Annotated in this window: 20 protein-coding genes; 6 read left to right on the plus strand and 14 right to left on the minus strand. The window is 67.4% G+C overall.

The genetic code is table 11. From position 1 onward, the window contains the following. The first annotated feature begins 72 nt into the window (after positions 1-72). Entirely contained in the window at positions 73-1,752 is a 1,680-nt protein-coding gene (locus tag ACFUTU_RS13145; RefSeq protein WP_377964904.1) for a BCCT family transporter, read from the plus strand. 90 nt (positions 1,753-1,842) lie between these two features. After that, positions 1,843-3,345, plus strand: a complete 1,503-nt coding sequence (locus ACFUTU_RS13150) for an NAD-dependent succinate-semialdehyde dehydrogenase (protein WP_377964906.1) — start codon at positions 1,843-1,845, stop codon at positions 3,343-3,345. 73 nt (positions 3,346-3,418) lie between these two features. On the opposite strand, the gene ACFUTU_RS13155 is transcribed toward ACFUTU_RS13150, so the two are convergent. The 3 genes from ACFUTU_RS13155 to hisC form a co-directional block, all read right to left on the minus strand. After that, the gene (locus tag ACFUTU_RS13155; protein ID WP_377964908.1) at positions 3,419-3,898 is read right to left on the minus strand and encodes an Lrp/AsnC family transcriptional regulator; all 480 of its coding nucleotides are present in this window, start codon (positions 3,896-3,898) and stop codon (positions 3,419-3,421) included. An 83-nt stretch (positions 3,899-3,981) separates the two neighbouring features. Beyond that, positions 3,982-5,712 (minus strand): thiamine pyrophosphate-binding protein, encoded by a 1,731-nt coding sequence (locus ACFUTU_RS13160; RefSeq protein WP_377964910.1) that lies wholly within the window; start codon positions 5,710-5,712, stop codon positions 3,982-3,984. A gap of 37 nt (positions 5,713-5,749) precedes the next feature. Then, positions 5,750-6,841 (minus strand): histidinol-phosphate transaminase, encoded by a 1,092-nt coding sequence (gene hisC, locus ACFUTU_RS13165; RefSeq protein ID WP_377964912.1) that lies wholly within the window; start codon positions 6,839-6,841, stop codon positions 5,750-5,752. Positions 6,842-7,162: 321 nt separating this feature from the next. Between hisC and ACFUTU_RS13170 the strand changes: the two genes are divergently transcribed. Beyond that, positions 7,163-8,560, plus strand: coding sequence for an amino acid permease (locus ACFUTU_RS13170; protein WP_377964914.1), 1,398 nt, complete (start codon positions 7,163-7,165; stop codon positions 8,558-8,560). 9 nt (positions 8,561-8,569) lie between these two features. Here ACFUTU_RS13170 and ACFUTU_RS13175 read toward each other — a convergent pair whose 3' ends face one another. Further along, on the minus strand, positions 8,570-9,283 hold the full coding sequence (locus tag ACFUTU_RS13175; RefSeq protein WP_377964916.1) for an SCO1664 family protein: 714 nt from the start codon (positions 9,281-9,283) through the stop codon (positions 8,570-8,572). 1 nt (position 9,284) lies between these two features. Next, positions 9,285-9,950 (minus strand): MSMEG_4193 family putative phosphomutase, encoded by a 666-nt coding sequence (locus ACFUTU_RS13180; protein ID WP_377964918.1) that lies wholly within the window; start codon positions 9,948-9,950, stop codon positions 9,285-9,287. Positions 9,951-10,013: 63 nt separating this feature from the next. On the opposite strand from ACFUTU_RS13180, the gene ACFUTU_RS13185 reads away from it, so the two are divergent. Together ACFUTU_RS13185 and ACFUTU_RS13190 are read left to right on the plus strand one after the other, a co-directional pair. Continuing rightward, entirely contained in the window at positions 10,014-11,402 is a 1,389-nt protein-coding gene (locus ACFUTU_RS13185; RefSeq protein WP_377964920.1) for a sigma 54-interacting transcriptional regulator, read from the plus strand. Between the two features lie 44 nt (positions 11,403-11,446). Further along, entirely contained in the window at positions 11,447-13,453 is a 2,007-nt protein-coding gene (locus ACFUTU_RS13190) for a VWA domain-containing protein (protein WP_377964922.1), read from the plus strand. A gap of 36 nt (positions 13,454-13,489) precedes the next feature. On the opposite strand, the gene ACFUTU_RS13195 is transcribed toward ACFUTU_RS13190, so the two are convergent. After that, positions 13,490-13,834: a hypothetical protein gene (locus ACFUTU_RS13195; protein WP_377964924.1), complete on the minus strand. Its 345-nt coding sequence runs from the start codon at positions 13,832-13,834 to the stop codon at positions 13,490-13,492. Positions 13,835-13,896: 62 nt separating this feature from the next. On the opposite strand from ACFUTU_RS13195, the gene ACFUTU_RS13200 reads away from it, so the two are divergent. Then, positions 13,897-14,787 (plus strand): helix-turn-helix transcriptional regulator, encoded by an 891-nt coding sequence (locus ACFUTU_RS13200; RefSeq protein WP_377964926.1) that lies wholly within the window; start codon positions 13,897-13,899, stop codon positions 14,785-14,787. Here the strand turns inward: ACFUTU_RS13200 and ACFUTU_RS13205 are convergent, their stop codons facing one another. The 8 genes from ACFUTU_RS13205 to ACFUTU_RS13240 all read right to left on the minus strand — a co-directional run bounded on the left by ACFUTU_RS13205 (position 14,788) and on the right by ACFUTU_RS13240 (position 22,026). After that, the gene (locus ACFUTU_RS13205; protein ID WP_377964928.1) at positions 14,788-15,777 is read right to left on the minus strand and encodes a cyclase family protein; all 990 of its coding nucleotides are present in this window, start codon (positions 15,775-15,777) and stop codon (positions 14,788-14,790) included. It lies immediately after the preceding gene. Continuing rightward, complete coding sequence (locus ACFUTU_RS13210; protein WP_377964930.1) at positions 15,774-16,031, minus strand: hypothetical protein; 258 nt, start codon at positions 16,029-16,031, stop codon at positions 15,774-15,776. Before ACFUTU_RS13210 ends, ACFUTU_RS13205 begins: the two co-directional genes overlap by 4 nt. Positions 16,032-16,042: 11 nt before the next feature. Then, the gene (locus tag ACFUTU_RS13215) at positions 16,043-17,389 is read right to left on the minus strand and encodes a TRAP transporter large permease subunit (protein ID WP_377964932.1); all 1,347 of its coding nucleotides are present in this window, start codon (positions 17,387-17,389) and stop codon (positions 16,043-16,045) included. Positions 17,390-17,468: 79 nt separating this feature from the next. Beyond that, the gene (locus ACFUTU_RS13220; RefSeq protein ID WP_377964934.1) at positions 17,469-18,254 is read right to left on the minus strand and encodes a DUF1932 domain-containing protein; all 786 of its coding nucleotides are present in this window, start codon (positions 18,252-18,254) and stop codon (positions 17,469-17,471) included. Between the two features lie 14 nt (positions 18,255-18,268). Further along, a complete protein-coding gene (locus ACFUTU_RS13225) occupies positions 18,269-18,898 on the minus strand; it encodes an RraA family protein (protein WP_377964936.1) in 630 nt (209 codons plus the stop codon). Positions 18,899-18,954: 56 nt separating this feature from the next. Beyond that, entirely contained in the window at positions 18,955-19,956 is a 1,002-nt protein-coding gene (locus ACFUTU_RS13230; protein ID WP_377964938.1) for a tripartite tricarboxylate transporter substrate binding protein, read from the minus strand. Between the two features lie 64 nt (positions 19,957-20,020). Next, positions 20,021-21,520 carry a tripartite tricarboxylate transporter permease gene (locus ACFUTU_RS13235; protein WP_377964940.1) on the minus strand — a complete coding sequence of 500 codons (1,500 nt, stop codon included), beginning with the start codon at positions 21,518-21,520 and terminating at the stop codon, positions 20,021-20,023. 2 nt (positions 21,521-21,522) lie between these two features. After that, positions 21,523-22,026: a tripartite tricarboxylate transporter TctB family protein gene (locus ACFUTU_RS13240; protein ID WP_377964942.1), complete on the minus strand. Its 504-nt coding sequence runs from the start codon at positions 22,024-22,026 to the stop codon at positions 21,523-21,525. Positions 22,027-22,141: the final 115 nt, after the last annotated feature.

A 22,141-nucleotide genomic window follows, 5' to 3' on the forward strand; every position in this document is an offset into this window, starting at 1 on the left:
CAGGCACCCGGGGTTCCCCCGCCCGGGTATCGCCAACTTCACCCCCATGCAGCGTTGCATTTGGAGTACACCATGACCCACACACAAAATGCCGAGGACCTGATGGAAACAAAAAGCCCAGCCACGGGCGAAAGCCCAACCATCCTTGCCTCCCCCAATGGCACCAGACCAATAGCCGAAACGCCCCTGGCGGAGGCGGACCGCCTGCGCAACAGGCCCGGGGCCGTTTTCTGGACCTCCGTCGGACTCATCGGCGCCTTCACGGCCTGGGCATCCCTTTCCCCCACAAGCCTCAATGCCGTGATGACTGCGGCGATGGACTGGGTAGCCCGGAGTGTCGGCTGGAGCTACCTGCTGGTTACTCTCGGATGCATCGCGCTGCTCATCTATATCGCCGTCAGCCGGTTCGGACGCCTCCGTCTCGGTTCCCAGGACGCCAGGCCTGAGTTCAGCACGTGGGCATGGCTGGCCATGATCCTCTCTGCTGTCATGGGCATCGGACTTATCAGTTACGGCGTGGCCGAACCGATCTCGCACTTCGCTTCCCCGCCGCACGGACTTGCCCAGGCCGGCACCATGGAAGCGGCGGTCCGCGCCATGCAGTTCTCCTACTTCGACTGGGGCCCGCACGCCTGGGCAGTCTTTGGGGTCTTCGGCCTCGCCATCGCGTACTCCACGCACTGCCGCAACAACGCCGGCCTGGTTTCCCCCATGCTCCGCCCGATTTTCGGCAAACTGGTCGACGGCTGGTTCGGCAAGATGATCGACGTCTTCGCCATCATCGCCACGCTGTTCGGAACCACCACGTCCCTGGGACTCGGCGCCTCGCAGATCGGCGAAGGAATAAACCGTGTGTTCGGCATCCCCTCCAGCCTGCTGGGACAGATCCTCATCATCGCCGTCATCACCGTGATCTTCACACTCTCAGCCCTGTCCGGCGTCCACCGCGGCGTCAAGTACCTCAGCCAGGGAACCATGGTCCTGTCCGTCGGACTCGGGGTGTATGTGCTATTCACCGGACCCACCAACTTCATCTCCAACCTCTTCTTCCGCTCCCTCGGCACATACCTCAGCGACTTCTTCGCCGTCAGCCTGCTCACTCCGGGCACACCCGAAGACGTCCAATGGATGCAGTGGTGGACCTACTTCATGATGGCCTGGTGGCTGAGCTGGGGCGCCTTCGTTGGTGTTTTCCTCGCCAAGATCTCCAAAGGACGCACCATCCGCGAATTCATCGCAGGCGTCATGATCGTGCCCAGCGTCGTCTTCTTCGTCTGGTTCACCGTCTTCGGCGGCACGGCCATCAAGTTCGACATGGAAAACGGCGGCAAGATCGGCGCCGCCGCCCTCGACGACGTCAACTCCGCCTTCTTCGCCACCCTCGCCGAACTTCCGCTGTCCGGCCTCACCTCCATCGTGGCCATCATCCTCGTGGTGATGTACTTCGTCTCCGGCGCCGATGCCAACACGTTCGTCCTGAGCATGATGTCTTCCCGCGGAACACTCAACCCGACGAAGCCCGTCCTGACTGTTTGGGGGCTGCTGACCGGGCTGTGCGCTGTGGTGCTCCTCATCGTCGGCGGCCTTGCCGCCCTGCAGCAGGCGGCGATGCTCTCGGCCCTGCCGTTCACTGTGATCGTTGCCCTCCTTGGAGTGGGCCTGGTCAAGGAACTCCGGAACGACCCCCGCTTCGACCGCACCCGGTCCGTCACCCAAGGCGACCTCAACAAGATCCTCACACCCCAGCCATAAACCCTCATTCCCCCCATCGCCGGTGGTTGAGCCTCCGAAGTAATTCGGCAGGCTCAACCACCGATTCATGACCTTTCCCAAAGGAGCACCATGTCTCTTGCCCCTGCCCTTTCCCCTGCCATCTCACTCGAGCGTGAGGCGTCCCTCCTCGCGTCCGTGCCGACCGGACTGCTGATCGGCGGGCAGTGGCGGGACGCGTCCGACGGCGGCACGTTCGATGTGCACGACCCCGCCACCGGGGAGGTGCTCGCCACCCTCGCCTCCGCCACCAGCGACGACGCGATCGCCGCACTGGACGCGGCCGACAAAGCCCAGGCCTCCTGGGCCCGCACCGCACCCCGCGTGCGGGCCGAGATCCTGCGCCGCGCCTTCGACCTGGTCACCGAACGCGCCGAGGACTTCGCCCTGCTGATGACCCTGGAAATGGGCAAACCACTGGCCGAGGCCCGCGGCGAAGTCACCTACGGGGCCGAGTTCCTGCGCTGGTTCTCCGAGGAAACCGTCCGCGACTACGGCCGCTACCTCACCACCCCCGAGGGAAAAAACAAGATCCTCGTCCAGCACAAACCCGTCGGACCCTGCCTGCTCATCACCCCCTGGAACTTCCCGCTGGCGATGGCCACCCGCAAGGTCGCCCCCGCCGTCGCCGCAGGCTGCACCATGGTGTTGAAGCCTGCGAAGCTGACGCCTTTGACTGCCCAGTACTTCGCGCAGACCATGCTCGACGCCGGGCTGCCCGCCGGGGTCCTCAACGTCGTCGCGTCTTCTTCCGCGTCGGGGATTTCCGGGCCGCTGCTGGCCGACCCGCGGCTGCGGAAGGTGAGCTTCACCGGCTCCACCCCGGTCGGCAAGCGCCTGATGGCCGACGCCGCCCACAACGTGCTGCGCACCTCCATGGAACTCGGCGGCAACGCACCCTTCATCGTGTTCGAGGACGCCGACCTCGACAAGGCTGTCGAAGGAGCCATGGCCGCCAAGATGCGGAACATGGGCGAAGCCTGCACCGCCGCCAACCGGTTCCTCGTCCACGAAACCGTCGCGGCCGAGTTCACCGCGAAGTTCGCCGCCGCCATGGGCGCCCTGACCACCGGCCGCGGCACCGACCCCGCCACAAACGTTGGCCCGCTGATCGACGCCGGCGCCCGCGACGACGTCCACGCCCTGGTCACCGCCGCCGTCGACGCCGGAGCAGTCACCGTCACCGGCGGCGCCCCTGTTGAGGGTGCCGGGTTCTTCTACCAGCCCACCGTCCTGGCAGACGTGCCCCACGGCGCGGCGATCCTGGGCCAGGAGATCTTCGGCCCCGTCGCCCCCGTCACCACCTTCACCACCGAAGAGGACGCGATCCGCCTGGCCAACGCCTCCGAGTACGGGCTGGCGTCCTACCTCTACAGCCGCGACTTCAACCGCCTCCTGCGCGTGGCCGAGCAGATCGAATTCGGCATGGTCGGCTTCAACGCCGGCGTCATCTCCAACGCCGCCGCACCCTTCGGCGGCGTCAAGCAATCAGGTCTCGGCCGCGAAGGCGGCTCTGAAGGCATCGCCGAATACACCACCACCCAATACATCGGCATCGCCGACCCCTACGCCTAGAGCCAGGCCAGCGCGAACGGACACTTGTGGCCCCAAAAGAACCCCAAAATGGGGCCGCACCTGTACGTTCGTGCTAACCCGCCTTCTGCGCGGCCTCGGCTTCCAGCAGCGGCAGGGTCCTGCCCTGGAAGTGGGTGTTCAGCACGATCACCGTGGTGGAGCGCAGCACCGTCTTCGTGGACATCATCGCATCGAGCACCCGCTGCAGGTCCGGATTGGAGCGGGCTGCAATGCGTGCCATGAGATCCGAGCTGCCGGAGACCGTGTGGATCTCCGTCAGCTCGGGGATCGCGGTGAGTGCCGCCACCACGGCGTCATGCCCCAGATCCTGGTTGATGGTCAGGGAGCAAAAGGCCACCACTGGGAATCCAAAGCGGGCGGGATCGGGCTGCGGCACCCACGAGCCGATCACGCCCTTGTCCGTCATGCGGTCGAGCCGGGCCTGGACCGTAGCCCGCGCGATCTTGAGCACCCGCGAGGCCTCCAGCACGGAGGCCCGCGGTGCGTCGGTGAAGAACCGGACAATCTTCGCGTCCAGCGTATCCACATTCATCGCGTCTTCCCGCTTCCTCCGGATCCGGCAGCACAAACTGCAGCCGGATGTGCCAATGCCTTAGGCAATTTGGCACCATGATCTCATGCCGACGCGCTGGCGACCCCCGCGAGGGCAGGCTCGGGCGTCGCAGGTTCCGGGGATGCGGATTCCTGCTCGGCGAGTGCCTGGTCGGCGGCGAGGATCGGGGCCATGCTTTCCCGCATGTAGTCCGCCACCACACTCTGCGAAATCGCCACGTCGAGGACAAAGAGGCCCCGGGCTCCCGCCGCCTGCCATTCCCGCAGCGCGGTGACGTCTGCCAGGGAGCGCATCTTCGTTCCGCGGGCACCCATCGCCCTGGCCACGGCGCTGAAGTCCACTTCCTCGATCTGCATGGCTGTATCGTCGAGTCCGCGCACCGCATACTGGTGGATCTCGGCACCGTAGGCGGCATCGTTGAAGACCACCATGACGCCGCTGGCGATCTCCCGGACGGCGGTTTCAAGATCCGCCAAGGCCATGAGTGCACCGCCATCGCCGGAGATGAGCACGGTTGTCCGGTCAGGGCGGGCCGCCGCCGCTCCCACCGCGGCGGGCAGTCCCAGCCCGATGGTCTGGAATGCGGTGCCCACCATCATCAGGCCCTCGGGGTCCGGTACCTGGCAGTACATGGGCATCCAGCCGCAAAAGTGACCGCCGTCCTGGACGATCGTGCGTTCCGCGGGGAGAACGGAGTCCAGCAGCCGGGCAACGGCGTGCGGGTTCAGCCGGCCGTCAGGCGCGAACTCCGGTGCCGGCTGGTTGTTGCCCACAGGTCCTGCCGGGAGTTCCGGATGCGCTGCACGCCAGCCGCCGCCCGTTGCCGAAGGAACGGCCGCGGCCAGCTGCCAGGTAAAGGCTGCCGCGTCCGCCTGGACGAAGTCCGTCACCTGGTCGCAGGTCGCCGCCGGCTGCTCGTCAATCTGGATCACACTGGTCCCCGGTGCAAACAGGGAGCCATACCGTGTCTGGAAGAGGTTCAAACCGGCGCCCACCACAAGCACGGCGTCGGCCTGCCGCATGATGTCCACAGCCTCGGGCCGGGCGAATCCTCCGGCAATGCCCAGGTCCCAGGGTGAATCAAAGAAGTTCCGCGCCCGCACGGACGTGGCGTACAGGGCGCCGAGTCTGTCACCAAGTTCGAGAAGGGCAGCCCGGGCGTTGGACAGCACCGCTCCCCGCCCCGCAATGATCAGCGGCCTCTCCGCTTGCGTGAGCAGTGCGGCTATCCGCCGCACGTCCAGGCTGTCCGGGTGCAGGACCTTCCCTGCCGGCCGGGCTTGGACGGGCTGCTGCTCGACGGCGGGGAGTGAGGAGATGTCGTAGGGCAGGGCCACCACCACAGGCCTTCGCTCCTGTCGGGCGATCGTCCATGCCTCCTCGGCGGTCCTCGCGGCATTGTCTGCGGCAACGGTGAGGGTCTGCACGCCGAGCCCCCGGGCCACCATGACCTGGTCGATGTCCCAGGGGCGGGGTCCTGCCGCCGGCGCGTCACCGACCACTACCACCATGGGGACCTGCGCTTTTGCGGCCTCGGTGAGGGCGGTCAGGCTGTTGGTGAATCCTGCGCCGTAGGTGACTGTGGCGACGGCGACCTTGCCGCTGGCCCGGTGGTAGGCGTCAGCCATCGCGACAGTTCCGGCCTCGTGCCGGGCGCTGATGTAGCGCATTCCCCGGCTGGTGAGGCTGCTGGTGAAGAAGGCGTTGCCGTTCCCCATCAACCCAAAGATCACGTCGGCATGGCTGGCGCAGACATCGGCAACGACATCGGATACGGTCTGGCGGTTTGTCATCAGGGTGTTCCTCGCAGATAGAAGGTGGGGGAGCGGGTCAGTGGTGGCGGGGCAGCAGGCGGGCGGCCTGGCTGGCGATGGCCAGGACACGGTCATTGGCTTCGGCTGTTCCCACGGAGATGCGGATGCCTTCGCCGGGGAAGACGCGAACCGAGACGGCGTTCTCCTCGAACAGGCCGGCCAGGTCCTCCGTGTGGACGCCGGTGTCCAGCCACAGGAAGTTCGCGCCTGAGGGCCTCACCGGCAGCCCGGCTTCGAGCAGGCCGGAATGGACGCGCTGGCGCTCGTTGATCAGGACGTCGATCCGGTCCTGAAGTTCCCTCTCCGCCTGCAGGGAGGCCAGCCCTGCCTCCTGCGCCAGGGCAGTGACGGCGAAGGGGATGGCCACCTTGCGGAGGCCGGCAACCAATTCGGGCGTGCCAATGGCATAGCCGAGGCGCAGGCCCGCCAGGCCGTAGGCCTTGGAAAAGGTGTGCAGGACAACCACGTTGGAGTGCTTTCGGAACAGCTCCACTCCCACAGCGGTTTCCGGATGGTCGTTGAAGTGCAGGTACGCCTCATCGATGACAACCAGCACATCCGGCGGCACCGTGCCGAGGAAATGTTCGACGGCGGCGGCAGTCAGGACCGCGCCGGTCGGGTTGTTGGGGTTGCACAGAAAGATGACCCGTGTCCGGGCGGTCACCGCGGCGGCCATCGCCTTCAGGTCGTGGCCGCCGTCCGGGGTCAGGGGAACCGGCTGCGGTTCGGCTCCCGCGACTGTGGCCAGGATCGGGTAGGCCTCGAAGGACCGCCAGGCAAACATCACCTGGTCACCCGGGTTGGTCACCGCGTGGATGATCTGCGAGGCAACCTCCACAGATCCGGCTCCGAATGCGATGTTGCCGGCCGTGATCCCCCACCGGTCGGCGACGGCTGCGGCCAAGGCATCCGCGGACATGGAGGGATAAAGGTGGATGCCTGATGCAGCGCGGGCCACTGCCGTCACCACCGAGGGCAGGGGCGGATATGGGTTCTCGTTGGAGGACAGTTTGAATGGTGCAAGCCCGTCCACGGCCTTGGGGGCTGCTCCCTGCCGGTAGGGCGGGATCGTGTCGAGGCCGGCCCGCTGCCCGATGGTGATGGTCATGTGTTCCTCCGGATGGTGCTGCCCTGCAGCTGAAGTTGTGGTCTGGGGCACACGGTAGGGAACCGCGGGGCGGCTAGACAAGTTAGCTACCGGCGGTTGGACAAAGTGCACAGCCTGCTCCCCGTAACACCGATGAAGGGTGGCAATTTGCCAAGCAGATCCTCAATTGGTTGCCACGGCTGCGGTTAGTGACTAGCGTCACTTCCGGACTCCCCAACGACGGAGCCGCGACCACTGGGCCGGTCAATGATGACCTGCCCTTTTGGCTGTCCATGACCTCCAGGCGGGCTACCGCTTGTCACATCTGATACGAGGCAATCTATGAACGAGGCAACCACCATCGTCCACCCGCCGGCGGCAGCTCCGCCAGCACAGGGCCCCACCCTGGGCCGCTCCCTGAAATCCCGGCAGCTGACCATGATGGGGCTGGGCAGCGCCATCGGGGCGGGGCTGTTCCTGGGCTCCGGCGTCGGCGTCAAGGCAGCCGGCCCGGCCGTGCTGATCTCCTATCTGGTGGCCGGTACTCTTGTCATCCTGGTCATGCGGGCGCTGGGGGAACTGGCTGCCGCCAACCCCAACATCGGGGCGTTCTCCGTGTATGCCGAGAAGGCCTTCGGGAAGACGGCAGGCTCTACCCTGGGCTGGCTCTGGTGGTTCCAGCTGGTGGTGGTGATTGCCGCAGAAGCGGTCGGGGCGGCCGGACTGCTTGCCACGGTGTTTCCGGCGCTGCCCGTCTGGCTCCTGTCGCTGGTTTTCGTCACGGTCTTCACCGCCGTGAACGTGGCCGGCGTCCGCAACTACGGCGAGTTTGAATTCTGGTTCGCGATCCTGAAAGTGGCGGCCATCGGCGCCTTCATCCTGATCGGTGCCGCCCTCATCTTTGGCTGGCTGCCGGCCGTGTCCGCACCGGGCCTTTCCAATCTCTTCGGCCACGGCGGCTTCGCGCCCGCCGGGCTGGCGGGCGTGGCCTCCGCGTTGCTTGTGGTGGTCTTCGCCTTTGGCGGCACGGAAATCGTCAGTGTTGCCGCCGCCGAGACCCAGGACCCGGTCCGCAGCGTCGGCAAGGCTATCCGCACCGTGGTGTGGCGGATCATGGTGTTCTATATCGGCTCGCTACTGGTCATCGTGACTGTTGTTCCCTGGGACTCGGAGCAGCTCGCCTCTCCGTTCGCCGCGGTGTTGCGGGTCGCAGGCATTCCCGGCGCTGAGACAGCCATCACCCTGGTCGCCGTCGTCGCCCTGCTCTCGGCGCTCAACGCCAACCTTTACGGCGCATCCCGCATGGTGTTTTCCCTCGCCGAACGGGGCCAGGCGCCCAGGGCGCTGACCCGGCTCAACAAAGCAAAGGCGCCGGTCCTGGCCGTGCTGGCCTCGGTGGCTTTCGGCGTCGGCTCCACAGTTCTGGAGCTTTTCTTCCCGGGCAAGGTCCTGCCGCTGCTGCTCAGCCTGGTCGGCTCGACCATCCTGGTGGTCTGGACATCGGTGCTCCTTTCCCAGTTCGTCCTGCGGCGGCGTGCTGACCGGGAGGGCCGGGCCCTTCCGCTGCGGATGTGGGCATTTCCCTACCTGACCTATGTGGCCATGGCCATCCTTGCCGCCATCTTTATCCTCGGCTTCTTCGACGCGGGAGCCAGGATCCAGCTGGTCTCGACGTTCGCGCTCACCGCAGCCATCGCCGTCGCCTGCCGCCTGACCGCCCGCGCGCGCAACCGGAGATAGGGGACCCGCCTACACCAGCGGCCACGGGTAGCGCATGCCGGTTCGGTCCACCGGCAGCACCGGTTCGTGCAGCAGGCGGCGTACCCGGCGCTGGAGGGCGGTGACCTCGGACCCGTCGAGGAGTTCGGCCACCTCGGCGGGTACGGCCTCCGCGAGCGGGGCGATGTCCTCGAGCAGGGCTTCCTGGATGGGTTCCCCGGCGAAGTCCCAGATCACGGTGCGCAGTTTGAAGATCGCGGAGAAGCACAGCCCGTGGTCGATGCCCCATACGCGCCCGTCGCCGCCATGCAGCACGTGGCCGCTTTTGCGGTCCGTGTTGTTGGCGACGTAATCGAACAGCGCGATCCGTGCGAGGGCGCCGTGGGTTTCGGGCGCGTCGGCATAGAGCGTGAAGTAGTGCTCGCTGAAGTCGCAGTCGATAAACCACTGCAGCGACCCGACGCCCAGGGGCGCTTCCTCGCGGATCACGGTCGGGGGCACGAATCCCCAGCCCAGCGACTCGCTGAGCAGGTAGGCCGCGCGTTCCCGCCGGTACAAACCGGGCTCGAAATCGGACAGCGGCCGTTCTCCGGCCTCCGGCTTGTACACGGCGAAGGCGGAGTCGTCCCCGGCGAAGATCCGGACCAGGAACGTCTCGTTGCTGCTGCGCGGGATGCGCCCCACCAGCTCCACCTCGCCGCCGGCCAGAAGTGCCAGCTCGGGCCCGGAGACCGTTGCTCCCATGTCAGGCCCGCAGTCCGCTCAGCGGTTCCGACGTCGTATTCACCATGAGCACGGACGGTCCCTGGCCGTCCGTATAGGAGATGGCCGAGACGGACCCGGGACTGATGACAATTCTCTGGAAGAGGTCCAGGTGAGTGCCCAGGGCGTGGGCGACGGCGGCCTTGATGGGGTCCGCGTGGGAGAAACAGACGACGACGCCGCCGGCGTGCGCTGCACCCAGCACTTGGAGTGCCCCCACCATCCGTGCCTGCATCTGGATGAAACTCTCGCCGTTGGGAAAACGGAAGGCCGACGGGTTGCGCTGCACCGTCTGCCACTGCGGCAGCCCTGCCAGTTCGGAGAGGGCGGCGCCGGTCCACTCGCCGAAGTCGCATTCGATCAGGCCTGCCTCCGCGCGCACCTCCAGTCCCGCGCGGGCTGCGGTGGGTTCGGCCGTTTCGCAGGTTCGCTCCAGCGGCGAGGAGTAGACGGCGTCCACCGGAAGGCCGGCAAGCCGTTCCGCGACGCGCTGCGCCTGGGCCCGACCCCGCTCGGACAGGTGGAGTCCCGGTGCCCGGCCCGGCAGCACCTGGCCGGTGGTGGGCGTCTCCCCGTGGCGCACCAGAAGGAGGATCGTGCTCTCCGGTTTCGGCGGCGGTGACGGCGCCGTCGGCGTTGCTGCAGTCATCAGCAACAAGCGTAGCGTTGAAATTCCTCGATTCCCGGCGCCGTCCGGGATTACGGTAGAGGGGTGAGCGATCGTCCCGATATCTTCACCGTTGGCGAACTGCGTGCTTCCGGGCACGTCCACAAGGACCTGCGCCACGAGATCCGCGACAACCTGATCGCCGCGCTCGCCGCCGGGCACGATCCATGGCCCGGGCTGTTCGGATTCAGCCGGACCGTCCTTCCCCAACTCGAGCGTGCCCTGATCGCCGGGCATGACGTGGTCCTGCTCGGCGAACGCGGGCAGGGCAAGACACGGCTGCTCCGAACACTCGCCGGACTGCTGGACGAGTGGTCGCCGGTGATCGAGGAATCGGAACTCAACGAGCACCCGTACGAACCGATCACCGAGCAGTCCCGGGCACGGGCTCTTACCGAAGGGGACCGGATGCGGGTGGCCTGGCGCCACCGCTCGGAGCGATACGTCGAAAAGCTGGCGACGCCGGATACCTCCGTGGCCGACCTGATCGGCGACGTCGATCCGATGCGTGTGGCCGAGGGGCGCCGGCTCGGTGACCCGGAAACCATCCACTACGGGCTCGTGCCGCGTTCCAACCGCGGAATTATCGCCATCAACGAACTGCCGGACCTCGCCGAGCGGATCCAGGTGTCCATGCTGAACGTGATGGAGGAACGCGACATCCAGATCCGCGGCTACGTGCTGCGGCTGCCGCTGGACGTGCTCGTCGTCGCGTCCGCCAACCCGGAGGACTACACCAACCGCGGCCGGATCATCACCCCGCTGAAGGACCGCTTTGGCGCCGAAATCCGCACCCACTACCCGATCGAGCTCGATGACGAGGTCTCCGTCATCCGGCAGGAGGGGAAGCTGGTGGCCGACGTCCCGCCCGTCCTCCTTGAGATCCTGGCCCGCTATACGAGGGCGCTGCGGCAGTCTCCGGCCATCAACCAGACCTCCGGGGTTTCCGCCCGGTTCGCCATTGCCGGCGCCGAAACCGTCGCCGCCGCCGCGCTGCGCCGGGCAAGCGTGCGCGGGGAGGACCAGGCGGTGGCACGGATCATCGACCTGGAGACCGCCGTGGAAGTCCTGACGGGAAAGATCGAGTTTGAGTCGGGTGAGGAAGGGCGCGAACAGGGAGTCCTGGACCACCTCCTGCGCACGGCCACCGCCGAGGCTTGCCGAGCGCACTTCAAGGGCATCGACATGGGCCCGCTCGTGGCAGCGCTGGACGGACACAAGACCGTCACCACCGGAGACCAGGTCACGGCGCGGGAGTTCCTGGAAAACCTTCCGTCCCTCAACGGATCAAACCTTTACGACAAAATCAGTGAGCGCCTGGGCGCGGAAAACGACGGCCAGCGCGCCGCCGCCGTCGAACTTGCGCTGGAGGGCCTCTACCTCGCCCGGCGGATCTCCAAGGAGTCCGACGACGAGGCAACGGTCTACGGCTAGGCACAGTTTTCGCCGGTACAGGATAGCCAGTACAGGAGGGCACGATGACCCTGCACAACCGGTCCAGGTACGGCCGGTACGCCGGAGGTCCGGATCCGCTTGCCCCGCCGGTGGACCTGGCGGAGGCGCTGGACGCCGTTGCCGAGGACGTCATGGCGGGGTACTCGCCGCGGCACGCCCTGCGGGAGTACCTGCGGCGGGGCGGCCAGAACCGCGAAGGGCTCGACAGCCTGGCCCGGCGCGTCCAGCAGCGGCGGCGCGAACTGCTGGGCAAACACCGCCTGGACGGCACCCTCAACGAGGTCAGGAAGCTGCTGGACACGGCGGTGCTGGAGGAACGCAAGCAGCTGGCCCGGGACGCGATGATGGACAACACCGACCGCGAGTTCCGGGAGATGCAGCTTCAGAATCTGCCCCCGTCCACGGCAGCGGCGGTCAACGAACTCGCGTCCTATGACTGGCAGTCCAGCAGTGCCCGGGAAGCCTACGAGAGGATCAAGGACCTGCTGGGCCGCGAGGTCCTTGACCAGCGGTTTGCCGGGATGAAGCAGGCGCTGGAGAACGCCAGCGATGAGGACCGCGAAGCCGTGGCCGAGATGCTGCGCGACCTCAACGAACTGCTCGGCAAGCACCGGCGCGGCGAGGATACCGACGCGGACTTCCGGCAGTTTATGGCCAAGTACGGCGACTTCTTTCCGGAGAACCCGCAGTCAGTCGAGGAGCTGGTGGACGCCCTCGCCAAGCGCGCGGCCGCAGCCCAGCGCCTCCTGCAGTCCATGTCCCCCGAGCAGCGCGAGGAGCTGATGCGGCTGTCCGCCCAGGCGTTCGGTTCAGCCGAGCTGATGGCCCAGCTCAACCAGCTCGACGACAGCCTGCGCGCCCTGCGGCCGGGCGAGGACTGGGGCGGCTCCGAACGTTTCGGCGGCCAGGAAGGGCTCGGGCTGGGTGACGGCACCGGCGTGCTGCAGGACATCGCCGAGCTCGACGAGCTGTCCGAGCAGCTCTCCCAGTCGTACAGCGGGTCCTCCCTCGATGACCTCGACCTGGACGCCCTGGCGCGCCAACTGGGACAGAACGCCGCCGTGACGGCACGCACCCTGGCCGGGATCGAGCGGGCGATGCAGGACGGCGGCTACCTGTGGCGGGGATCCGACGGCGACCTCCGGCTGTCGCCCCAGGCGATGCGGAGGCTCGGAAAGTCGCTGCTGCGGGACACTGCCAGGCAACTGTCCGGACGGCAGGGGCGCCGGGATACGCGGGTCGCCGGGGCGGCCGGAGAGCAGACGGGCTCCAGCCGGCAATGGGAGTTCGGTGACGCCGAGCCGTGGGACGTCACCCGCACCATGACCAACGCCATCCGCCGCACCATGGCCGATGGCGGTGATCCGGCGGGCGGCCTGCACCTCGCCGTGGGCGACATCGAGGTGACGGAGACGGAGGCGCGGACCCAGGCCGCCGTCGTCCTCCTTGCCGACGTGTCATTCTCGATGGCAGCGGAGGGGCGGTGGGTGCCGATGAAGCGCACGGCGCTCGCCCTGCACCACCTCGTCTCAACCAGGTTCCGCGGGGACCGGCTGCAGCTGATCACGTTCGGCCGCTACGCCCAGTCCATGGACATCGGCGAGCTGACAGCGCTGCCGGCCCTGCGGGAGCAGGGGACCAACCTGCACCACGGTCTGCTGCTGGCCGGGCGGTTCTTCCGCAAGCACCCGTCGATGCAGCCCGTCCTCCTGGTGGTGACCGACGGCGAGCCCACCGCGCACCTGCTGGCCGACGGCGAGTCGTGGTTCTGCTGGCCGCCGGACCCGGAAACCATCCGCGTGACGGTCGCGGAGCTGGAACGGCTGGGGCGTGCCGGCACGCAGGCCACCTTCTTCCGGCTCGGTGACGACCCCGGCCTTGAACGGTTTACCCGGCGGCTGGCCCGCCGGATCGACGGCAAGGTGGTGGCACCTGAAACCGGGGACCTGGGGGCCGCCGTCGTCGGAGCGTACCTTCGCACGCACTTCCGGGACGGGCTGTACGACGACGACTGGGCCGCCGGAATCTAGGCTTCAGGAAGCCGGAGGGTCAGGCGGGATGGAGGGTCAGGCGGCCGCCAGCACGGATTCGGCCACCGGAAGAACTGCAAGCTTCGGTGCTGCGGTCTTGGGTGCAAGGATGCTGAACCGGTAGTCGCGCTGGAGCGGATCAACCTGGAGGGGCAGGTGGTGGGAGCGGGCGCAGCCGCGGAGCTCCTCCATGGCCTGGGGCTCCACATCGGCGAGGGTCATGTCCAGCTCCAGGGACAGCCCCGGGACGAGCGAGTCGGCGCGCTTCATGACGTCGTACAGGCCTTGGATGCTCTGGACGGTCACGTGCCCCTGGGTCTTGACCTGGGCCTTGGCGCCGTCGAGGTCAACGCTGACCAGCACCCGAAGCTTCTCGTTCATTCAGTTTCTCCCCGTTTTAGAAAGGGCCACCACGCTGTGGCCCCCGACAACGATAGACGAATGTGACCTGGGTAACAAGTCTGTGGGGTGGGGGGACTGTCCGGACCTCCCGCCGGGCGAACGTCAGCCTTGCGCAGGCCGGGCTGCCCGACTTCGGTGACGAGCGCCGCGTCCCCGGGCTCCGGCGCGAGGAGGTTGCCCAGCTGGCCGGCGTCAGCGTGGACTACTACACCCGGCTGGAACGCGGCAACATCCACGGCGCATCCGAGGGCGTGCTCAACGCGGTCGCCCGGGCACTGCACCTGACCGACGTCGAACGCGACCACCTGCTGGACCTCGCCCGCACCCCGGCAGCAGCAGGCATGCCGGCGAGAACGACGGCGGCCGTCGCCGTCCGCGCGTCCGTCCAGCGCGTGCTCGACAGCCTTGCCATGCCCGCCGTCGTCTACAACTCCCGCCACGACCTCGTCGCCTCGAACCTGCTGGGGCGGGCACTGTTCTCACCGCACTTTGACTCAGACCGGCCCAACATGGCCCGCTTTATCTTCCTGGACTCCCGCGCGAAGGACTACTACGCCGACTGGCCGCTGGCGTGCAGCCTGACCGCGGCGATGCTCCGCTACGAGGCCGGCCGCGACCCGCTCAACGCCGAGATCACGGAACTCATCGGCGAACTCGCCACCCGCAGCCCCCAGTTCCGGAAAGACTGGGCGGACCAGGATGTCCATGAGCACCGCACCGGCAGGAAGGTCTACATCCATCCCGAGGTGGGCGCCATGGACCTCACGTACGACGTGTTCGAGATGCCCGGGGAACCGGGACTGTCCATCTCCACGTACACCCCCGATGAGGGCACGGAATCGGCCGACAAGCTCATCCTGCTGGCCAGCTGGGCCGCGACCCAGGAGTTTGGCTCCGGCCCGTCCCAAGCCGAAGCCGAAAAGGGGGCCTAGTCAGGTCACCGCCGTCGCGTTGGCCGGCGAGCCGGTGGCCCCCGTGATGTTCAGCGGCTTGATGGTGACGAACGCGTTCCACGTTCCGGCCGCCCGCATGTGCCGGCTGAGCGGGCCGAGCTGCCAGAGTTCGCCCAGCGGCAGGCCAAGCTTGGCCAGGAGCTGCTGGTGCATCATGCCGTGGTCGTTGGGTGCCGTATCCCGGAACGGGCTTGCGGGGACGGGCGGCAGGCATTCGACGGCGAAGTTGTCCGCGGCGATGACGGCGAGCCGGTTATCCCAGGCCCAGGCCACGAACTCAGCCGACTGCTCGATGCCGCTGGCCCGCCGGCTGTCCCGCTGGCTGTTCCTGTCCTCCGGTGTGAGTGAGAGGAACCACTCGCACCAGCCCGTGTGCAGCATGAGGATGTCGCCAGGCCGGAGGGAAACGGACTGGGACTCGGCGGCGGCCCGGATCAGGCTGAGGCCCAGCGGCTGCCCGGACGCATGGTCGATCGGCGTGCCCTGTTCCCGGCAATAGCCGTCGACGTCCACCAGGACACCCCGGCCGACGATGGGCTGCTCGGCCCAGGTCTGGATGCCGAGGGCGGCGGTTCCTTCCCGGATCTCGTCGTCGGGCGTGCCGTTGTAGAAGCCAACGTCGTCCGCCCTGCGGTGCCGGAGCCCGTCGATCTGGCTGGAGCCCTGGAGGTAGTAGCCGTCCAGGTAGTCGTCGCGGTGCGCGGGATGCGCCGAATAGATCGTGTGCCGGGGAGCCCGCCGCTTCAGGGACATGCCGGGGTCGAAGGCGTCGGCGGGGTAGTCCAGGCCGAACGCGATGCCGGTCCGGACGCAGGCGGACGCTTCCCGGACGGCATCAGGGCCGATGAAGGACGGGGTGCCCCGCCCGGCGTCGGGAAACAGGCCCCACGACGTTCCTGCGAGGCGCCCTTCCCGCTCGAGCAATGCCTCGTAGGACGGGTAGGTGGTGCCGGATTCCGTAGCGGTCATGGGGTGCGGGCTTCCTGCTGCCGGTGGTCTTGTTTTGCGGGGGTCTTGTAGCTGAGCAGGAACCCGGCGATGGCGCAGACCGACGCGGCGATGCAGGCCGGTACCTTGACGCCCTCATTGAGGGCTGCCAGCCACTCGCCCTGGCCGGTGATCAGGGCGAGGGCCTGCCCGGCTACGAAGACTACGCCGGCGAGGAGGAGCACGGCCAGGCTGGCCACGAAGACGGCGCTGACGGTGTGTCGAAGCTTCTGCATTTCCATGCTTCCTAGAGGGGGACGCCGATGGGGAGGACACCGACGGCGATCAGCACGCCGATGGCCAGCAGGGGCAGGGCGTAAAGGGCGAACAGTCGGGCAAAGGTCTTGATCGGGTCAACGTCCGCGATGCCGCAGGCGACATACAGCGGCGCGCCGCCCGGCGGGACCGCGGCCTCGCAGGAGGAGAAGACCAGCACCGCGACGGCAGCGGTGGTGGCGGGCACACCCGCGGCAACCAGCGTGGCCACGCCCACGGTTCCGACGGCGGCCATGGTCGCCGTCGCGGACAAGGGGGCGGCAACCGCGATGACGATCAGCCCGATCAGGATGGCCAGCAGCCACAGCGGCAGGTGGAGCTCGTTCAGCAGCGCCGTCATCTGCTTGGGCAGGCCGGTGGCGGCCAGGGCGTTGGCGCCGGCGAACGCGAACACCACCGTGACGCCGACGACCCCGAAGCGCGGGGCGGACTGCTGCAGGAAGTCCCAGTAGGCCTTCGCGCTGCGCGGCAGCCGCTTCCGTCCCAGGATGGTTCCGGTGATGATGAGGATCACCGGAATCCAGACGATGACGCTGACCGACTTGGTAATGTCCGAGCCGGCCCAGTCCGTCAGCGCCGCGGCGATGGCCCCGGAGGTGATGATCAGCGGGATGGCCACCACCACGAACAGGAGCAGGGTGGCCCAGCCCTGGCTGAACGCCTGCCGGACGGGAGTCCGGTGGGCGGCATCCAGGGGAGCCATGCCGCTCTTGCGGATGAGAATCCAGGTGACGACCAGGCGGTGCAGGAAGCACCACAGGCCGCCCAGCAGCAGGGGAAGCACAAGATCGTTGATCTGCAGCAACGGCCCGACGGTGGCAGATCCCACGAGGACGAACATGGAGGCGCTGAACGGGAAGGTGATGCCCATTCCGGCGTTCCCGGCCACGAGCGTGGCAGCGGACGGTTTGTCCAGCCGGGACTTCTCCATCCAGGGGATGGTCACCGAGCCCACGGTCGCCGCGATGGCGGCCTGGTTGTGGACAACCCCGCCCAGGCCGGCCGACGCCACCGTGGAGACCCAGGCCGGGCCCCCTTTGACGCCGCCGATCAGGGAGTTCAGCAGGTCGATGAGCCGGTCCAGCACGCCGGTCCGCTCCAGCAGGTACCCCATGAAGACAAACGCCATGGTGGCGTAGACGATCTCGTCGGTGATCGCGTCGTAGAACGAGCTCCAGCCGACCTGGGCGGCGGCCCCGGTGAACGGAAGAACAACGAGGAACCCGAGGAGCATGGCTTCGCCGACACTGCGTTTGATAACCGTCGTCCAGAGCAGGATGACGGCCAGATAGGCTCCCAGCGCCCAGATGCCGGTCATCGGGCTGCTCCTTCGGCGTGTTCGTTGGTCTCCGGGTTCATCGTTGACTCCCTGTTCACTGATTCTGCCTCATGCGCGCTCAGCGCAGGGCTGCCTCCTGTGCAGGCACCGCGGCGATCCGGGCCAGGGCTGCCGCCGAGGCTTCGGTCATTTCCGCGGGGACGCCGAGCTCCGCCAGGTAGCTCGCGGTGTCCTGCATTTCCCGGGACCTGCGTACGGCGTGCTTGGCCGTTCCCGTGAGCAGCCTGTCGATGACGGCCTGGCCGTCGCCGGCAAGCTGGCGGGCGATCTGCTCCCGGATCCAGTCTTCCAGTCCCGCTGCCCGGCCGGCAGTGACGGCTTCGACAACGATTGATGCAAGTCCCTTCATCAGGACGCTGCGCAGCAGCTTGTGGGACATGGCCGCCCCCGGCCCGCCGTCGGCAATTTCGACGGCGGTACCCAGCGAGGCCAGCAGCTCCGCTACCGCGGTTGAACCGGGGCCGCTGACCATGAGCGGGGTCTTGACACCGAGGGCGGCGACGGGACCCAGGATCGCGACGTCGGCGAAGAGCGCCTGGCTGGGCAGTTGGCCGAGTTCCTCCATGACGGTGGGGGAGGAGGAAGTGAGGTCCGCGTAGGTGCTTCCGGCCGGAAGTACCGGCAGGCACTCCTGGGCGACGCTGCGGGCGGCCGCGGCCCCGGTGAGCACCAGAACGATCTCCGCGTCCTGGCAGGCTTCGGCGGCGGTGGCCGCACGCGTGATTCCCGGCGGGGTGGTGGGGGCCACGGGGTCGAACCCGGTGACCTCGTGGCCGGCTCCGGCCAGCGCTTCGGCGTAGGCCGCTCCTGCTTCGCCCAGGCCAATGATGGTGCACTTTGTCATGCTGTTTCTTTCCTTTACTGCTGGCCGCGGGCGGCGATGATCGAGGCACGGCGGTTGGTCTCGTCCGCGAAGACCGCTTCCGCGGCGTCCGCCACGGCCGCGGCCTGCTCACGGGGGATGACGACGACGCCATCGGAGTCGCCGACGATGATGTCGCCCGGCAGGACCGGGACGCCACCGAAGGCGACCGGACCGCCGATCCGGTGCGGCCCGTTCTTGTACGGGCCTGCCGGGGTGACGGCCCGGGCGAAGACCGGCATGCCGATTTCGCCGAGGGCCTCGGCATCGCGGGCAGCGCCGTCAAGGGCGAAGCCGGCGATGCCGAGGTTGATGGCACGTTCGCCGATCAGCTCACCCAGCAGGGCGCGGGACTCGTCCGCACCGCCGGAGACCACGATGACGTCGCCCGGCCTGGCCTGCTTCAGGGCCTCGTGGATGCCCTGGTTGTCGCCGGGGCGGGTCCAGACGGTAAACGCCGGCCCGGCGATTTTCGCCCCGGGCCAGATCGCCTGGATCGCTGAGTCGGCGACGCCCAGCCGGTCCATGGCGTCACCGATGTTCGCGGCGGGCAGCTTGGCCAGCCGCTCGACCAGTTCCTGGTCCGGGCGGGTGAAGGAGGTGTCCTGAAGGGCGGGGGTGGTCATGGCGGTGTCTTCCCTGGTGGTGTTGGTGTGAGCTGGGACGGGCGGATGGGTCTGGGCTAGTCCTTCTTTTGAACCAGCGGCAGGACCTTCTTGAAGTCCGCTTCCTGGCCGGCCCAGAACGTCTCGTAGTCCTTGCCGGAGAGGTAGCTGGTCTGCAGGCCGAGGTCGTTCATCTTCTTGACGACCTCCGGGTCCTCGATGGCCTTCTGGAACGCGGCTTCGAGCTTCTTGGCAACGGCGTCCGGGAGGCCGGCGGGGGCGGAGTAACCGCGGGCGGTGCCGGCTTCGACGTCGTATCCGCTTTCCTTGAATGTCGGCACATCAGGCAGCGCCGGGGAGCGTTCGGCGGTCATGACGCCCAGGACACGGGCCTTGTTCTGCTTGGTCAGGTCGGTCACGTCACTGACGTTCGCCACCAGGATGTCCACGTGCTTGCCCAGGAACGCCGTGGTGGCCTGGGAGGCGCCCTCGGAGAAGTGGACCGGAGCGAACTCGGCACCGGTGGTTTCCTGGATCTGGGCCATCGCGAAGTGCTCGCCGGTCTGCAGGCCGGTGGTGCTGGCGGTCATGGACTTGGGCTTTGCCTTGGCAGCGTCCAGCAGTTCCTTCAGCGTCTTGTAGGGGCTGTCCGGCTGGACTGCGATGACGGCCGGGTCGATGACCTGCCGTCCCAGCGGCTGGAAGCTGCTTCGCGTGTACTTTGCGCCGCGGGCCGGGTCCAGCGGGGACACGACGACGGACGGGGAACCGGTGGCGCCGATGGTGTAGCCGTCCGGCTTGGCGCTGGTCAGCTGGGTGTAGCCGATCTGGCCTCCGGCGCCCGGCTTGTTGATGACCTCGACGTTGGTGCCAAGTTCCTTTTCCAGCACGGGCTGGACGAGGCGGGCTGCGGTGTCCACCGCGCCGCCGGAGGAGAAGGCGACGATGAGGTCGATGGTCTTGCCCTTCCTGGGGAAATCGTCCCCGGAAGCGGAGGTGGTGCCGGCGTTGGCGCCGCATCCGGTGAGGGCGAGCAGTGCGGCTGCGGCGAGGGCCTCGGTTACTTTCTTGCGTGACATGTGTCTTCTCCTTCGAAGAGGGTTTGGAGACGGAGGTGTGTCGATTGGGGAGTGAAAAGCGGATTTAGGTCTCGGGATCGTCCATCAGGGCCTTGGGCTTGCGGAGCTTCAGCAGCGGGCTGCAGATGATCAGGGCGCCGACGATGATCAGGACCAGGGAGATGGGGCGGTTGAGGAAGATGCTGAAGTCACCCTGGGAGATCTCCAGCGATTCGCGCAGGGACCGTTCCATGAGCGGACCCAGGACCAGGGTGAGGACCATGGGGGCCAGCGGGATCTCCAGGTGCCGGAGCGCCAGTCCCAGCAGGCCGAAGCCGATCATGACGAAGACGTCGAAGACGCTGAAGTTGATGGTGTACGCGCCGATGACCATGAACAGCAGGATCAGTGCGGTGAGGATGGAGGACGGCACGCGCAGGATGGAAGTCCACAGGCCCACCAGCGGGACGTTCAGCAGCACCAGCAGCAGGTTGCCGATGAAGAGGCTGGCAATGATCGCCCAGGCGATCTCGGAGTGCTCGGTGAACAGGGTGGGCCCCGGGGTCAGGCCCTGCTGGAGGAATGCCCCCATGAGGACGGCGATGGTGGGCGAAGCGGGGATCCCGAGGGTGAACAGCGGAATGAGCGCCGCATTGGCGTGGGCGTTGTTGGCCGTTTCCGGTCCCGCAACGCCTTCGACGGCGCCGCGCCCGAGCTCGTTCCGGTGCTTGGAGAACTTCTTCTCGGCACCGTAGGACAGCAGGGAGGCCACGGATCCGGTCATGCCCGGGATCAGGCCAAGCCCGAAGCCGATGCCGGTTCCGCGCGCCATGGCCGGCGCGCTGCGGCGCCATTCCTTACCCGTCGGCAGCAGCGACCGGAGACCGGGGGCGTGCACCACGGAGGACTCGCCCTTGCGGTACGAGAGGATTTCGGACAGGCCAAAGACGCCGACGATGACAGCCACGAAGCTCACGCCGTCCAGGAGCCGGTCCATGCCGAACGTGAAACGGGGTGCGCCGGCAACGGGGTCGATGCCGACCATGGAAATCAGCAGGCCCAGGGCGCCGGAGATCAGTGCCTTGACCATGGACTTCCCGGCCAGCGCAACGAGCAGCGAGATGCCGACGACCATCAGGGCGAAGAACTCCGGGGGACCGACCAGCAGGCCGAGTTCGCCCAGCGGCTTGGCGGCAGCTACCAGGCCCAGCGTGGCGATGGTGCCGCCGACGAAGGATCCGATGGCGGCGATGGTCAGCGCAGCACCGGCCTTGCCGATCTTGGTCATCGCGTGCCCATCGATGGTGGTGATGGCCGAGGCTGCTTCACCGGGGGTGTTCAGCAGCACGCTGGTGATGGTTCCCCCGTAGGCCGTGCCGTAGAAGATCGCGCAGAGCATGATGATCGAGCCGGTGGGGTCCATGTTCAGCGTCAGCGGGATCAGGAGGGCGACGCCGGCCACCGGGCCGATGCCCGGCAGGACGCCGATCACGGTGCCCAGCAGGCAGCCCAGGAACGCGAAGATGAGGTTCTGCCAGGTCAGCGCGGCCGCGAAGCCGTTCAGCAGTTCGTTGAGGGTGTCCATGTCTAGAGTCCGATCAGGTTCAGGACGGGAATGGATGAGACCGGCAGGGCCACGTTCAGTCCGTAGTTGAAGGCGTAGAAGGCTCCGACGCTTCCGGCCAGGGCGGTCAGGAGGGCGGACAGCCAGCCCCTCTTGCCCCGGATCTTCAGGTGGTACATCAGGAACAGGAACATGCTCAGCTGGAAGCCGAGCAGATCCAGCAGTGCTGCCAGCAGCACAAGGCTGACGACGACGGCGAGCACCAGGCCGCCGTCGGCCTTCTCACCAGCGGCGCTGGGTTTTTTCAGCTCCTGAAGCAGCCACAGAACCGACATCGACGCGAGCACCGCGCCCATGGCGAACGGGAACAGCCCGGGACCGGGACCCAGGGAGGTCCATAGGCCCAGGCCCACCGAGCTCACAAGTACGTAGACGCCCAGTGCCGCGAAGGCGGTGATCCCTGTCAGCACGCTGCGCGCTGGCCTCGCCCGGGCGGGGGACTGGGTCATGGTCGACTCCGTTGTCATCAAAATTGCCTTCCGATTGCTTTCATAGAATGAAAGTCTCTTACGTCAGAAGAAATAGTGACACGGCCCACAGATGCTGTCAAGCGGAGGAGTGAGGCGCAGAAGTTACATAGAA

Origin of the sequence: Arthrobacter sp. NPDC057388 (assembly GCF_042668165.1) — a bacterium.
In the GTDB taxonomy this organism is placed as follows: Bacteria; Actinomycetota; Actinomycetes; order Actinomycetales; family Micrococcaceae; genus Arthrobacter.

Excerpts from the sequence above, each read along its gene's own strand:
- ACFUTU_RS13225 (WP_377964936.1), bottom strand. The coding sequence starts at position 18,898 with ATGACCACCCCCGCCCTTCAGGACACCTCCTTCACCCGCCCGGACCAG.
- ACFUTU_RS13155 (WP_377964908.1), bottom strand. The coding sequence starts at position 3,898 with ATGAATGTGGATACGCTGGACGCGAAGATTGTCCGGTTCTTCACCGAC.
- hisC (WP_377964912.1), bottom strand. The coding sequence starts at position 6,841 with ATGACCATCACCATCGGGCAGCGGGCCGGCCTCGACACGATCCCGCCC.
- ACFUTU_RS13240 (WP_377964942.1), bottom strand. The coding sequence starts at position 22,026 with ATGACAACGGAGTCGACCATGACCCAGTCCCCCGCCCGGGCGAGGCCA.
- ACFUTU_RS13195 (WP_377964924.1), bottom strand. The coding sequence starts at position 13,834 with ATGAACGAGAAGCTTCGGGTGCTGGTCAGCGTTGACCTCGACGGCGCC.
- ACFUTU_RS13230 (WP_377964938.1), bottom strand. The coding sequence starts at position 19,956 with ATGTCACGCAAGAAAGTAACCGAGGCCCTCGCCGCAGCCGCACTGCTC.
- ACFUTU_RS13145 (WP_377964904.1), top strand. The coding sequence starts at position 73 with ATGACCCACACACAAAATGCCGAGGACCTGATGGAAACAAAAAGCCCA.
- ACFUTU_RS13215 (WP_377964932.1), bottom strand. The coding sequence starts at position 17,389 with ATGACCGGCATCTGGGCGCTGGGAGCCTATCTGGCCGTCATCCTGCTC.
- ACFUTU_RS13190 (WP_377964922.1), top strand. The coding sequence starts at position 11,447 with ATGACCCTGCACAACCGGTCCAGGTACGGCCGGTACGCCGGAGGTCCG.
- ACFUTU_RS13150 (WP_377964906.1), top strand. The coding sequence starts at position 1,843 with ATGTCTCTTGCCCCTGCCCTTTCCCCTGCCATCTCACTCGAGCGTGAG.
- ACFUTU_RS13210 (WP_377964930.1), bottom strand. The coding sequence starts at position 16,031 with ATGCAGAAGCTTCGACACACCGTCAGCGCCGTCTTCGTGGCCAGCCTG.
- ACFUTU_RS13205 (WP_377964928.1), bottom strand. The coding sequence starts at position 15,777 with ATGACCGCTACGGAATCCGGCACCACCTACCCGTCCTACGAGGCATTG.
- ACFUTU_RS13220 (WP_377964934.1), bottom strand. The coding sequence starts at position 18,254 with ATGACAAAGTGCACCATCATTGGCCTGGGCGAAGCAGGAGCGGCCTAC.
- ACFUTU_RS13235 (WP_377964940.1), bottom strand. The coding sequence starts at position 21,520 with ATGGACACCCTCAACGAACTGCTGAACGGCTTCGCGGCCGCGCTGACC.
- ACFUTU_RS13180 (WP_377964918.1), bottom strand. The coding sequence starts at position 9,950 with ATGACTGCAGCAACGCCGACGGCGCCGTCACCGCCGCCGAAACCGGAG.
- ACFUTU_RS13160 (WP_377964910.1), bottom strand. The coding sequence starts at position 5,712 with ATGACAAACCGCCAGACCGTATCCGATGTCGTTGCCGATGTCTGCGCC.
- ACFUTU_RS13170 (WP_377964914.1), top strand. The coding sequence starts at position 7,163 with ATGAACGAGGCAACCACCATCGTCCACCCGCCGGCGGCAGCTCCGCCA.
- ACFUTU_RS13175 (WP_377964916.1), bottom strand. The coding sequence starts at position 9,283 with ATGGGAGCAACGGTCTCCGGGCCCGAGCTGGCACTTCTGGCCGGCGGC.